This window comes from Marinoscillum furvescens DSM 4134, from assembly GCF_003386095.1.
GTDB classification, from domain to species: domain Bacteria; phylum Bacteroidota; class Bacteroidia; order Cytophagales; family Cyclobacteriaceae; genus Marinoscillum; species Marinoscillum furvescens.
On the sequence record NZ_QREG01000015.1, the window covers coordinates 129,701 to 143,354 of the forward strand.

Consider the following 13,654-nt stretch of genomic DNA (forward strand, 5'->3'; position numbering starts at 1 on the left):
GAAGTGCTATTTATGTTTGAAAGGAAAAAGATAGGAAAGGCTTGCCCCCAGATAGCCAAGGGGTTCGAGGGTGATTTGTTCGCCAGGCAGGCTCACAGGTATGCTGTAGGTATAGCTGATCATCCACGAAAAGTTCTTGATAGTAAAGCTTACAGGAATGCTAAAGCTATAGTTCATTAGGCCAAAGGCACTTTCTTGCTTGATGTCATAGAGTAGCTCTGTAAGGCGAGCTTCTTGTTCTGGTGTAAGATTTTCTGAGGTAACCAGTCTACGAGTGCGTTCCATTTTACGAGCTTCTTCCCGGGTGATTTTACCAGTGCGGAATAGTTGGATTATGTCCTCTCTGGTCAGTTGCATAAGTGTGAGCAATTGCTGGCTGCGCTGACTCTCTGCAAATTTATATTGTGTAACCTGATCACTACCAAAGATCACGGAAGCAGAGGGTAGAATGGATATGCGGTCAAAAAACCATTTTTTGTTGAAGTGAAAATTGAGCGAGCTGCTCGCTACAACGCGGTGGGCAGTTTCTTTTCCAAATAAGAAACTGTAATCAACTGTGAGGTAGTGCCATTTGGAGGTGTAGGCTAATGTGGTTCCCAGGCTATTGTTGAGGGTGTTGTTGGTATGGTTGGAGTGATATATCCAACGCTCGTAGTTCGGCGTAATGGAGATTTTGGGTGTTATGTTGGTGAGGTACCCTACAGCAACCATGCTTAGGTTGTATTTTGGGGTAGCGGCGGTGTTCCAAAAGCCAGAATAGTCTGCATAAAAACCTGAAGAGTGATAGTAAGAAATGTCGGGAGATACGCTTTTCTGACTTACATCGTAGGTGCGACCAGCACTCATTACCGTGCTGTTATAAGATAGCCGGGCATAAAGGGCACTATGAGCAGACTTGTCTATGGCCAGTATGCTATCTATCAAACTAAAAATGGACATGCTATCCATTTCAGCCTCGAGCATGGCGAGTTGTTCCTCCCAGGACAAGGAGTCTTCTTGGCTGTAGGCGACTAAAGTGAGTGATAGTGCTACACAAGCTATTGAGAGCCTTTTAAGCATAAAAGTATCAGGTAGGTAGGATAGGGGTGTTACTGGTCTCTCTTTCTTCTCATATGCTCCTGGTTGCGCTGTTGGTTGTCTCGCATTTGTCGTCTTTGTTGTTGTTCCTGTCTGATTCGTCTCAGGAGCATATCCTTGAAGTCATCCTCTGCTTTTCTGAGACTCATGATTTGTCGGGTACTAATGACCTTTTGCATGCGTTCAGTATAGGTTTGTTCCAGCTGCAGTTGCCGTTCTTTTATTTTCATGCCACTAGCCAGGAGCTTTTGGTTTTCTTCCTCAGTGGCTGTTCGTGGATCATGGTTTTTGCGCATTTGCTGAAACTCTTTTCGCAGGGTTCGTCGTTGCTCTGAAAATTCACGATAGATAGGCCAAAATTTCTCTGCCTGCTCAGGGCTCAGCTCTAAACGCTCAGTAATGAGGGCTATACGCGCTGCTTCAAGCTTTTCCATCGTAGCCTTGCTTTGAGCTTTCGCACTTATACAAATGCTCAAAAGAATAAATGTAAAGAGTAAGTGTGCTTTCATGTTCGTATAAATTTAAATGGTTTCTTTCATGTCGTATAGCTCCAGGAGGAAGTCTAAATCTTCCTCGGGCAATTCCATTTCTTCCAAATGAGGAGTGGCGTGGAGGAGCTTTTCAGGTGTTCTGCTCAGTGAGGCTATTTCCTCATCAGTGAGTTCCATTGTTTCTAGATAGGCAATCACCTCATTAGTAGGCACCTCAGCTATGATTGTTGCGGCATTTTGTTGTGGTGTCTTTTGATATGTAATCCAGACAGTAGTCGCTAAAAGTAAAACAAACGCTGGCACAGCAGCCCATCGAACCGACAACCATTTTACCATGCTTTCGGGCTCAGCTACGCGTTCATGAATTTGTTTTTCAAGTTGCTCAAAATACCCGTCAGGCACTTCAAATGGTAGCTTTTTGGGGGCGTTATGTAAGTCGTTTGTATTCATTGTTTAGCTCTTAGATATTTTTGAAGGTCGAAGGTTTAATCTTCACTCAATATTTTTTCAATTTTTTTCACAGCATGATGGTAGCTTGCTTTGAGTGCTCCTACCGATGTGCCCGTTATAGTAGCGATTTCTTCAAACTTTAGCTCGTCAAAGTATTTCATGTTAAAAACCATTCGTTGCTTATCAGGGAGCTTAATCAAGGCTTTTTGAAGCTTGAGCTGAATTTCATCTCCACTGATATAAGCGCCATGATCTACCTTGTGGCTCAGGTCATTTTCGAGTGTATCCATCGTTACCCAATAGCTACGCCTCTTTTTCTTTAAAAAACTCAGGCATTCGTTGGTCGCTATTCGGTAGATCCAGGTAAATAGCCCTGATTCAGCCCTAAACCTCTCCAGGTTGTTCCAGACTTTTATAAATATGTTTTGAGTGAGGTCATTGGCATCTTCATGGTCGATGACCATTTTTCTCACGTGCCAATAGACTCGCTCTTGATAGGCTTTTACCAGCAGATTAAACCCATACCTGCGGGTAGATGGTTCGCGTATTCTGTCAACGATGTAGTTGTCTTCCAATAGTCTGTCAGGTAGTTTCACCTTTAGATGCTAAAGGTAGCTGATAGTTTAATTGAGGTTTAATTTTTTTTATTGAGCTGAACCTACATATATTTCATGTCGTTACATTAAATGTAGTTGTAATTTTATGATTATGGGAATTTCTGAGGATATCAAACAGCCAGTTTTTAAAAGTGAGCTGAACAAGGCTGTGATAAACATTATATATACCAATAGCTGGTTGAACCAAAAGCAAATAGCGTTTTTTAAGCCTCATGGGCTCACCACAGCTCAGTACAATATATTGCGCATTTTACGTGGACAATTTCCCAACCCGGCAACGGTCAACTTGCTCATTGAGCGGATGCTTGATAAAAGTTCGAATGCTTCGAGGATCGTGGATAAATTAGAGTCAAAAGGTTTGGTGGCTCGGAAGCAATGTGCCAATGACCGGAGGGCCGTAGATGTGCTAATTACTCAAGCGGGATTGGACTTGCTTGGGCAGATAGACGATGAACTTAAGAAATGGGAAGAGACCATACGCAATCTGTCTGAAGAAGAGTGTGCGCAGCTCAATATGCTATTAGATAAAATGAGAGGGTAGCTCAGCTACCCTCTGAAAGGTTTTTACAATTCTTTGATGTAATCGAGGATGCCTGCTTTTTTGTTTTTCGGTCTTACCACAAGCATAGGTATGGCTGAATTGACCTGAATGAGTTTTTCGGCCTTGCTACCAATAAATAAAGCGGTGGTAGCTGTTCGTCCTTTGGCGCCTATTACAATGAGGCTAGCCTTTCGTCTTTTAGATTCCCGGTGAATGTCTGAGATGATATCATCATCCTTATCCAGGCTGTAAATTTCTTTTACTTTCAATTCGCCAAAATCGATATCGCTCACGAATTTTTGATAATCTTTTTTGGCGTGATCTTTCATAATATCACCAAACTCATCGAAGCTTTTGCCTGTATAATGATAGCCCACTGGTACCTGATATACATTCTGTACCATGATGTGTTCTGCAGTCTTTGACTTTTTAGCAAGACTTACCGCTTTTTCCATGGCACTTTTGGAGTATTCAGAATAATCTGTAGCCACCAGAATATTACTCATGTCTATCCGAGTGCCTTTTGGAAGGATCAGTAGTGAACATCCCACTCGTCTGGCAACTCTATTGATAAGTACTCCTCCTCCTTTTCGTTCATTTTTACGTCCTAGTATGACCAGGTCGATTTTTTCCTTCGTAGTGAAATTGAGAATAGACTTAGTCACCTGACCCTGGTCTACCATCACATGGATCACTACTTCTACATCCTGGCAGGAAAACCCCTCAGAGATGATGGTTTCTAGTTCCTTTTTGCGATCAGCGATAGCCCGGTCTAGTAGATCTGGAAATTCTTTTTGTACTTTCTCAGGCAAATGAACATCGCGGATCACATTTACAAAATAAACCACCCGGGACCCTGATAGCGTGCAGATGTCAGAAGCAGCGCTGATAAGGTCCTTGTCCATTTCTGTATGGTCGAGACCTACAATTATTTTATTGTACTTGTACATATTTAGGCTTTGAATCGAGAAAGTTTAAAACCGCAAAATTAATCCTTCGTTAAGTTATTAATTCTTATACATAGGAGAAAGTTTCCGAATTTTTTCATAAAAAATAAGGTGTTCGCCTTATAAAATACGGGAACACCTTAGAAGTATTGTTGGAAAGCAAATTTTCTTGGCTATTGTTTGGTCAGAAAGTCTGCCATTTGTTCGATTTGCTCCTTGGAATGTACAGGGAAATTGGCAATACGAATGTGATCACCTTTATAGCTGCCATAACCTTTTCCCACTATCCAACCTTTTTCGGTCATGGATTTGAGAATAGCTTCATTGCCATCATTTACTTTGGCTACTACCACGGTCTTAGACCTGCATTCTTTGGACTCTACAAACGGTTCGAGTGAATTGCTTTCAGAGATTGCCTGATAGAGTAGGGCCGCTTTATAGCTAGTGTCATTTTGAATCTGCCTGGCTGTTCGGCGATTCATGTCTTCAGCTACTTTACCAAGGAGGTAGATGCCCAGAATGTTGGGGGTTTCAGGGGTTTGGTATTTGTCACCCTGTGCTTTCAGTTGTGCCAGAGAGTGGTAGCTCCCAGTGATGTGCCCCTTAGCTTCAAGGTTTGTAGCGGTAGCATGACATTTTTGGTTGACGATCCACACGCCAAGACCGGCAGGTAGTCCAAAGCATTTTTGAACTGAAAAATATGCCGTGTCTACCAGGTTGAGATCGAATGGAATGGCCGGAAAAGCACTTACAGCATCCAGAGCTATCAGTTTGTCTGGGTTTTGTGCTCGGAGTTCTTTTATTTTTTCTATAGGAAAAGTGTAGCCTATGCTTGTTTCGTTGAGGGTTACGGATATAAGCTCTGCCTCATCCGGCACACTTAAGTCCTTAAAATCTCCTCCATCTTCCACTTTTGTTGCAGTAGATGATTTTTGATAGTCTAGCGCAAACTGATGAAACTTCTTAGAAAACGATCCATTAACAAAGTGGTGGGATTGTTTTTCTACAAGGTTTTGAATGATTCGTTCCCAGACCTCATTTGCAGAGGAAGTAAAGTAGATATCGTACCCTTCAGGTAGGTTTAATAGTTTGGATAGCTCTGCACGAGCATGTGCAAAAATAGCCTGAAAATTAGCGCTGCGATGAGAAATGCACATCACATCTTCATTGAGTGCTGATTTCAAATGATCCTCTACAGTGTAGAAGATTTGAGAAGGACCCGGTGTGAAATAAATTTTATGTTGCATGGAATAAATGAGGTTCTACTAATTATGTTTGCAAAACTAATCGGGTTTCATTGTTTTTAAACCTAACACTAAAAACAAGACCGAGTCAAGTGGGGTGGCAAAATTGGGCCTCAACTCGTCATTTGGCGGGTCCTCGTCTCACCTTGGTGATTCAGGATAACAGTGGATCTTTGACCCATCCTTACAGCTCAAATCCTTACTAAATAGGGGTTTATTAACACACCCGATATAGTAATAAAGCTTTCAGCTAGTGCTGAAAGCTTTTTTTATGCTTTTAAAATCAATAGAATGTTTTTAGTGTAGTAGTCAGAAATAGATCACGCTCTGGTTTCCATCCACTTAAAGGTCCTGTTAACGATCTTTAGTGCCAATTTTATTTTCTTGACGGAGATCATCTCCAGAGACTCATCGTACATGGTAACACCATCAGCGAAGAGTACAATTTGAGGAAATTCATGCTGAATACCTGCGATTTCTGCGATCTCCAGCGAAACATCATGGTCTTTCATGTCATCTACAATAAAAAGATCCACAACCTCACTCGAAATCGTCCAGGTGTTTTCCAGCTCTATTTTCTTCTCGATACTTTCGGGAGAAGACGGCCGGTGCTTAAACACCAAAGCAGGTTTAGTCTTTGAATTATCAATCACCTGATTGAGATCTTCAAGACTTGTTATCGGCTTCCAAAGCGGTGAGTGGTAATTCATCGGCAATTAATCTATCTCTACGAATTTAATGAAATCACGTGTTATTCTGATTCCGTGATTTCAAAATAATTAAGAATTATCTCCTAAACTAATACAAAACTCTGAATCTAATGGTTTCTTTTATTGACTTTAAGTTTTTTATTACTTCTTCGTCATAATCCTTGTTGATATCAGTAATTACGTAACCAATCTCCTCATTGGTTTTCAAATACTGACCAACGATGTTCAAGTCATGCTTTGCTAGCTCATGGTTAATCTTTGCAAGTACTCCTGGTTCATTCATGTGTATGTGAATAAAACGATGAGCATCTTTTAGTTTAGGCAATACGATGTTAGGGAAGTTAACGCTGTTGCTCGTGGATCCAGTATTGATGTATTCAATTATTTTTCCAGGTACAAAATCAGCGATGTTTTGCTGAGCTTCCAGTGTACTACCTCCTATATGAGGTGTCAAAATGGTGTTTGGCAGGCCGCGCAGTTCTGAGACAAACTCCTCGTCATTGCTTTTAGGCTCTTCAGGGAATACATCTACACCCACACCTTTTACCTTGCCAGAGAGCACGTGTTTTTTAAGCGCTGCCAGGTCTACTACAGATCCTCTACTCAAATTCAGGAAGATCACACCATTTTTCATCAGCTCAAAATGTCGATCTGTTAAAAAGTTGGTGTTGTCCGGTCTACCATCTACATGCAAAGAGATCATGTCTGAGGTAGACAGTAGTTCTTCTATGGACTTGCACTGGTGAGCGTTCCCTAGAGCCAGTTTCTCTTCCAAATCATAAAACTGCACATTCATACCCAATGATTCGGCTACTACTGAAAGCTGGGCGCCAATGTTTCCATACCCTATTATACCGAGTGTTTTTCCTCGTACCTCGAAACTGTCTTTTGCAGACTTATTCCACTTGCCAGTATGCATGGCTTGTGTCTTGTCGGGAATGTTTCTCATCAGTAGTATGATTTCGGCTATTGCCAACTCTACTACTGAACGTGTATTGCTGAATGGCGCGTTGAATACCGCCACTCCTTTGCGCTGGCAGGTGATCAGATCTATTTGGTTGGTGCCTATACAAAATGCTCCAACAGCTAAAAGGCGGTTAGCATTTTCCAGCACACGTTTGGTTACCTGGGTTTTAGATCTGATTCCCAGTATGGACACATCTTTGATCGCCTCGATCAGCTCATCTTCGTCCATTCCCGCTGGATGCACTTTTACATTGTATCCTTCTTCTTTTAGCTTGTTGATGCCATGTTCATGTATGTTTTCCAGCAACAATACATTGATCCTGTTTTTCGGATAGGAGAGGGCTCTTTCCATTTTATTTACATATAAAAATTCATCCAGGTTGGGTGCTTCATGATCCGCATTTTCCAGTACGTTTTCACGTCTTACATTTTCTGTGAATGCATAAAACTTGTGGGCGATACCTGCTTTTTTAATTTCATAGTCAGTGTACCCGTCGCCCAGCACGTACACTTCACCCTCGAGGTTTAGGGATTTGATGGTGTTTGGTTTACCGTTATTTTTGGAAAGAATGATGTCTTTGTTAAAGCCAATGATGTCTCCGTTTTTGTTGTAGATAAACTCGTTTGCAAAAACCCGCTCTTCACTGATGCCATAGCTAGCCACAATCGGTACTATGAAGTCTTTGAAGCCATTGGATAATATGTATATTTGGTCAGCGTACTTTTTGATAAATTCTTTGTTACGCTGAAATGATTCAGAGACCTGATTTTTTAACCGGGCTACCAGCTCCGGTAAATGGTCTTTATGAGCTTTTAGGATTTGGAGGCGCTGCTCTAGAGAGTCGCTCAGAGAAATCTTGCCTTCCATTCCTAAATCGGTAATGTCTTTAATTTTTTGAAGGGACTCTTCCGCATCGGACTGACCCCTAAGAGATATTTCACATAAAACGTCTAGCGCCTCTACTCTGGTGAAGGTGCTATCAAAATCAATGACAAAATGTTTCTGATTTTCCATAAGTTCGCTTTCTCTGAAGGCTTAAAATTAAGCACCTACATGGCATATAGAACAATCATTTTCTTTTTATTATCAATTTTTTTTCAAAATGTGTCCTTTGGTCAATATGACTCCTTGAGTTTGTTGAAAAAAACGCAAAATGACATAGATTCTATTGTAAATAATGCAATTCAGCAAAGGGCATTTCCTGGGTGTGTGGTGTATGCTTCACTTGCTGGCCGTCCGATTTTTCATAAAGCATATGGATATCACCGTTATGACAGTATTAATGAAGTGCTTGCTGCTGATATCTACGATTTGGCCTCTGTGACTAAGGTGATGGCAGCTACGCTGGCATTGATGAAACTGTATGATGATGGGTTGCTGGATTTGGAAAAGCCTATTGGAGATTATATCGATGGACTTGGATGGAGCAAACTACGAAAAGTAACGATTCGAGAAGCGCTAGGACATCAGGGTGGAATCAAAAGCTGGATCAAATATTATGATGAAATTCAGAAATCAGATGGAAGGTATAAGCGTAAAACGATATCGATAGAACGATCCTCAGAGTATCCTTTCCAAATTGCTACAGGAAAATACCTTCACAAAGATTTTTATAACAAAATCAAGAAAATGATACGGAAGGCCGAGGTTCAAAAACATCCAGAATATGTGTATTCAGGATTGTTTTTTTACTTGGTGCCCGAACTCGTAGAAGAGCTAACAGGAACAGCCTTCGAGACCTATTTGCGTACGCATTTTTATGATCCTTTGGGTATGTCTACAGTGTCCTTCAGTGCTGGGGCCTATTATAGTTTAGATCGTGTAGTGCCTACAGAAGTAGATTCGTTTTTTCGCTATGAACCTATTCATGGACAAGTGCACGATGAAGGAGCCATTCTGATGAAAGGGATTTCTGGTAATGCAGGCTTGTTTGGCTCTGCTACGGATATTGCCAGGCTATGGCACATGTGGCTTCAGGATGGTACTTATAATGGTGTACAGTATTTACATCCAGCTACGGTAGACTTATTTACGAGCTATCAATACGGTAATAAGAATAATCGAAGGGGATTGGGTTTCGATAAACCATTGCTCCAGTATGATCAGGCAAAGAGCAGCGTGGCAAAAAGTACATCGCCATACAGCTATGGACACTCCGGCTACACGGGCACTTTAGTGTGGGCAGACCGGGAGAATCAATTACTTTTTATATTTTTGTCCAACAGAGTGTATCCGTCCCGGGATCAAAGAGCGCTATACCAACTCAACGTAAGACCGTCGATACACCAACTTTTGTATGACTACCTGAGTAGCGCAGCGGGTGATTCTAAATAATCCCAAACATAAATGGGGCTGTTGAGTTAGTTTTAGAAGAATTAAATTCCGAAAACAACCTAAAAACCACGTATTCCCGTTTTGAACATCCACTGGATAGACCTGCTGGTATTCGTTATTTATATGATAGCAATGCTCGGCGTTGGGTTCTTTTTTCTCAATAAAAACAAAAGTACAGACGATTATTATGTAGGAGGACGCTCGATGAGTTCCTGGCATGTGGGGCTTTCGGTAGTGGCCACAGATGTAGGAGGAGGATTCTCCATAGGTCTTGGAGGACTGGGATTTACCATGGGGCTATCTGGTTCATGGATGCTCTTTACTGGACTCCTGGGTGCCTGGCTAGCTGCAGTGATTCTAATTCCAAGACTGAGTGAGCTTCCTCAATTCAAGCAGTTATTTACATTTCCTCAGATCTTCAGCATTTTCTATGATAAAAAAACAGCACTACTTGCCGGCATCATCTCGGCTATAGGGTATGCTGGATTTACGAGTAGCCAATTGCTAGCCGGTGCCAAACTGGCTTCTTCTACATTTACTGGACTTAACCTTCAAAACGCACTCATAATAATGGGCGTGATTGCTGTGGTGTATACTGTAATGGGAGGGTTAAAAGCTGTTATTTATACAGACACTATTCAGTGGGCACTATTACTGTCAGGCCTGGTGTTCATTGGTTTGCCTCTTGGCTATATAGAAGTAGGTGGCTATAGCGAGATCAAACGAATACTGCCCAATGAGTTTTTATCGCTTGGAAACATCACCTGGCAAGATCTGGTCAATTGGGGGGTGACTATCATACCCATTTGGTTTGTAGGGATGACCTTATACCAACGGATATATGCTTGCAAGAGTAAAAAGGAAGCTCAAAAAGCGTGGTATATAGCTGGTGCTTTCGAATGGCCTGTGATGGCTTTTATGGGAGTGCTACTCGGGATGTTTGCGCGAGTAGGGGCTGAAGCTGGCATGTTTGCCTACATGGGCTATGAGTCTGCAGAAGGGATGGATGCTGAAACCGGCTTGCCAATGTTGCTACGCACCATTTTGCCGGCTGGTTTAATGGGACTTATGATGTCGGCTTATTTTTCGGCAGTCTTGTCTACTGCCGACAGCTGTCTTATGGCTTCTTCTGGTAATCTGGTAACGGATATTATCGGATACAAAAACCCTGACCAAAAGAAGTTTTTACGTCTTTCACAGTTGATGACGCTCGTGATAGGTGCACTAGCGTTGTTGTTGGCATCAGTGATGCAGAGTGTATTGGAACTGATGCTCTACAGCTATGCTTTTATGGTCTCAGGGTTGTTTGTACCAGTACTTGGAGGTTTGTTTACCAGAAAACCCAACCCCAATGCGGCTTTTTGGTCGATGCTTCTGGGTGGAGGTACTACCATTTCGCTGATCCTGCTCGTAGAAGAATTGCCGCTTGGCCTGGATGCAAACATTTTCGGAATCAGTATTTCTTTAATTACGTTCCTAATTTTAAATCAAGTTAAAAGCAAATAAACCAACATGTTAGAGATAGAAGTTTTAAAACCGTCAGATACCGTTGGCCTGATCCAACTAGAACAAATTCGCGACTTTCTTTATGATCACCTGGATCAGTACGGAGATGAGCGGGAAGATATTATGAAGGCCATAAACTACGCACTCAGCAAAGGCATTACGCCGGGAGGTTTTGTAGTAGTAGGGAAAGATGAAGGCGAGATAGTAGGAGCAGTAGTAGTCAACAAAACAGGTATGGAAGGGTATATTCCCGAAAATATTCTGGTTTATATTGCCGCTCATCGCGAAAAACGTGGCAAAGGATATGGCAAAGCATTGATGCAAAAGGCAATAGATACTGCAGAAGGTAACATAGCACTGCACGTGGAGCCAGATAATCCGGCCAAGAAGTTGTACGAAAAGCTCGGGTTTACCAATAAGTATTTGGAAATGCGTTTAAACAAATAAGAGTGCATGTCAGACGATATCATCAAAGACGCCATTGCGCTTAGGAGGTATTTGCATCAACACCCAGAAGTCTCTTGTGAAGAGCGGGAGACCTCCAGACATTTGAAAACCATGCTAGAAAAGGACTGTGAGCCCGATGAACTATTGGTTTTCGAGCAGTATGGGCTTGCTGCTGTCTATCAGGGACAGGAGCCAGGTAAGACCATAATGATCCGCGGAGATTTTGATGCTTTGCCCATAGAGGAGGAGAATGATTTTGAACACAAATCAGTAAATGAAGGAGTAAGCCATAAATGTGGACATGATGGTCATGCGTCTATTTTGTATGCGTTAGCTCGCAGACTCAAATCAGAAGGCTTGAGCAAGGGGAAAGCAATATTGCTCTTTCAGCCTGCTGAGGAGAATGGAGAAGGAGCCAAAGGAATGATCAATGATCCAAAGTTTGCCCAGTTGAAGCCAGACTTTGTAGTGGCACTTCATAACCTGCCAGGATACCCCAAACATACAGTGGTATGGAAAAAAGGAACCTTCACAGCAGCAGCCAATAGTATTATCATTCGGCTAAAAGGTAAAACATCTCATGCTGCAGAACCTGAAGCGGGAATCAACCCCGCATTGGCCATGGCCGAAATCACTGAAGCCATATTAAAGGCAAATATTCCAGACCTGGAAAGCAATGACTTCCGTATAGCTACACCTATATATAGCACGCTGGGCGAAAAGTCCTATGGCGTGTCGGCTGGGTATGGTGAACTCCACTTTACATTGAGGGCCTGGACCAATGATGTGATGAAGGAGTTTGAGGAGTTTTGCGAATCCAAAGCCAAAGAAATAGGCGAACAGCACGGCTTGAAAATAGTAGTGGACTGGACCCAACATTTTTTCGCTAACGAAAATAATGATGAAATCATAGATGCCGTAAAACAGGTGGCTGCTGAGCGAGACTACCCACTCGAAGAGCGTAGCACAGCTTTTAAATGGGGTGAGGATTTTGGGATTTTCACCGATAAGTTTCCCGGAGCCATGTTTGGCCTGGGAGCCGGAGAGGATTCTCCCGCACTGCACAATCCAGATTATGATTTCCCAGATGAAATCCTGCAGACTGGAGCAGACATGTTTTATCAATTAATCTACAAACTGCAAGGGTAATGTTTGCTACATCTGAGATTGAACTAGACCAAAGTGCGCTGGCTCAAAACCTGAAATTTATTCGATCAATTATTGGTAACGATGTTCGCCTGTCGTCAGTAGTGAAAGGGAATGCTTATGGACATGGGATTTTTGAATTTGTCCCCATGGCAGAGGCTCAAGGCGTAGATCACTTTTCGGTATTTAGTGCTGACGAAGCACTTGAGGTAACCAATATTAGCCTCAATAAGTCTTCGGTGATGATCATGGGCTATGTAGGTCCCGACGAACTAGAGTGGGCCGTGCTCAATGATGTGGAGTTTTTTGTATTTGAGATGGGCAGGCTCAAGCAAGCCTATGAAATTGCAAAGAAATTTGACACCCGGGCACGTATACATATAGAGTTTGAAACTGGCCTTCACAGAACAGGTTTCTCCAAATCTGAGTTGAATCAGCTGGTAAGCTTTATTCAGGATAAAAAGGATTATTTTGAGGTTTTGGGAGATTGTACGCATTATGCAGGAGCAGAAAGTATTGCCAACTATTTGCGCATTAAAAACCAGATAAAGAAATTTAATAAAATGGATCGCTGGATCCGCAATCAGGGCATAACGCCCAAATTTAAACATACTGCTTGCTCTGCTGCGGCCATTTCATACCCTAAGAGTAGAATGGACATGGTGAGAATCGGTATCTTACAGTATGGGTTCTGGCCAAGTAAGGAGACATTTATTGACTGTATCAAACACTCCGAGTCTAGAGAAGACCCTCTGCGTAGGGTAATCAAGTGGAAAAGTCGAGTGATGGCTGTGAAAGAAGTAGACACCGGAGAATTTATCGGATACGGCACTACATTTATGGCTACCGAAAACATGAAGATCGCTACTGTACCCGTAGGGTATAGCCACGGTTATTCACGTTCGTTGAGCAATCAGGGGCGTGTACTCATCCATGGAAAGCGGCTCGCTGTAGTCGGGATTGTCAATATGAACTTGCTCATCGTAGATGTTTCCGAGTGCCCAGAGGCTGCGCCGGGAGATGAAGTAGTCTTAATAGGAGAGCAGGGAGATGTGGCTGTGTCCGTAGCTTCTTTTAGTGAGCTTAGTGATCAGCTAAATTATGAACTGCTTACTCGACTACCGAGGAACATTCCTCGTACGGTCGTTAAAAACTGAGTTTAACCAAACAACGAACA

At 42.3% G+C, this 13,654-nt stretch carries 14 protein-coding genes; 6 read left to right on the forward strand and 8 right to left on the reverse strand.

Translation table 11 applies throughout. The features are described from left to right. Positions 1–6 precede the first annotated feature (6 nt). Genes C7460_RS15670 through C7460_RS15685 form a run of 4 tightly spaced genes read right to left on the reverse strand, consistent with a single transcriptional unit; the run spans position 7 to position 2,593 of the window. Positions 7–1,059, reverse strand: a complete 1,053-nt coding sequence (locus C7460_RS15670; RefSeq protein WP_147302978.1) for a hypothetical protein — start codon at positions 1,057–1,059, stop codon at positions 7–9. Between the two features lie 29 nt (positions 1,060–1,088). Beyond that, entirely contained in the window at positions 1,089–1,586 is a 498-nt protein-coding gene (locus C7460_RS15675; RefSeq protein WP_147302979.1) for a Spy/CpxP family protein refolding chaperone, read from the reverse strand. A gap of 12 nt (positions 1,587–1,598) precedes the next feature. Beyond that, a complete protein-coding gene (locus C7460_RS15680; RefSeq protein WP_115869068.1) occupies positions 1,599–2,018 on the reverse strand; it encodes a hypothetical protein in 420 nt (139 codons plus the stop codon). 35 nt (positions 2,019–2,053) lie between these two features. Further along, the gene (locus C7460_RS15685; RefSeq protein WP_115869069.1) at positions 2,054–2,593 is read right to left on the reverse strand and encodes an RNA polymerase sigma factor; all 540 of its coding nucleotides are present in this window, start codon (positions 2,591–2,593) and stop codon (positions 2,054–2,056) included. Positions 2,594–2,726: 133 nt separating this feature from the next. On the opposite strand from C7460_RS15685, the gene C7460_RS15690 reads away from it, so the two are divergent. Next, the gene (locus tag C7460_RS15690; protein ID WP_115869070.1) at positions 2,727–3,176 is read left to right on the forward strand and encodes a MarR family winged helix-turn-helix transcriptional regulator; all 450 of its coding nucleotides are present in this window, start codon (positions 2,727–2,729) and stop codon (positions 3,174–3,176) included. Positions 3,177–3,199: 23 nt separating this feature from the next. Here the strand turns inward: C7460_RS15690 and C7460_RS15695 are convergent, their stop codons facing one another. The 4 genes from C7460_RS15695 to serA form a co-directional block, all read right to left on the reverse strand. Beyond that, positions 3,200–4,126: a universal stress protein gene (locus tag C7460_RS15695; protein WP_115869071.1), complete on the reverse strand. Its 927-nt coding sequence runs from the start codon at positions 4,124–4,126 to the stop codon at positions 3,200–3,202. Between the two features lie 170 nt (positions 4,127–4,296). Beyond that, positions 4,297–5,370 (reverse strand): aminotransferase class V-fold PLP-dependent enzyme, encoded by a 1,074-nt coding sequence (locus C7460_RS15700; RefSeq protein WP_115869072.1) that lies wholly within the window; start codon positions 5,368–5,370, stop codon positions 4,297–4,299. A gap of 317 nt (positions 5,371–5,687) precedes the next feature. Beyond that, a complete protein-coding gene (locus C7460_RS15705) occupies positions 5,688–6,077 on the reverse strand; it encodes a monothiol bacilliredoxin BrxC family protein (protein WP_115869073.1) in 390 nt (129 codons plus the stop codon). Between the two features lie 88 nt (positions 6,078–6,165). Further along, positions 6,166–8,058 (reverse strand): phosphoglycerate dehydrogenase, encoded by a 1,893-nt coding sequence (gene serA, locus C7460_RS15710; RefSeq protein ID WP_115869074.1) that lies wholly within the window; start codon positions 8,056–8,058, stop codon positions 6,166–6,168. 39 nt (positions 8,059–8,097) lie between these two features. On the opposite strand from serA, the gene C7460_RS15715 reads away from it, so the two are divergent. The 5 genes from C7460_RS15715 (at position 8,098) to alr (ending at position 13,634) form a co-directional block, all read left to right on the forward strand. Continuing rightward, on the forward strand, positions 8,098–9,378 hold the full coding sequence (locus C7460_RS15715) for a serine hydrolase domain-containing protein (protein ID WP_170148035.1): 1,281 nt from the start codon (positions 8,098–8,100) through the stop codon (positions 9,376–9,378). Positions 9,379–9,465: 87 nt separating this feature from the next. Further along, complete coding sequence (locus C7460_RS15720) at positions 9,466–10,884, forward strand: sodium:solute symporter family protein (RefSeq protein WP_115869110.1); 1,419 nt, start codon at positions 9,466–9,468, stop codon at positions 10,882–10,884. A 6-nt stretch (positions 10,885–10,890) separates the two neighbouring features. Beyond that, complete coding sequence (locus C7460_RS15725) at positions 10,891–11,331, forward strand: GNAT family N-acetyltransferase (RefSeq protein ID WP_115869076.1); 441 nt, start codon at positions 10,891–10,893, stop codon at positions 11,329–11,331. 6 nt (positions 11,332–11,337) lie between these two features. Continuing rightward, positions 11,338–12,480: an amidohydrolase gene (locus tag C7460_RS15730; protein ID WP_115869077.1), complete on the forward strand. Its 1,143-nt coding sequence runs from the start codon at positions 11,338–11,340 to the stop codon at positions 12,478–12,480. Next, positions 12,480–13,634 carry an alanine racemase gene (gene alr, locus C7460_RS15735; RefSeq protein ID WP_115869078.1) on the forward strand — a complete coding sequence of 385 codons (1,155 nt, stop codon included), beginning with the start codon at positions 12,480–12,482 and terminating at the stop codon, positions 13,632–13,634. The genes C7460_RS15730 and alr overlap by 1 nt, the downstream gene beginning before the upstream one ends. Positions 13,635–13,654 lie beyond the last annotated feature (20 nt).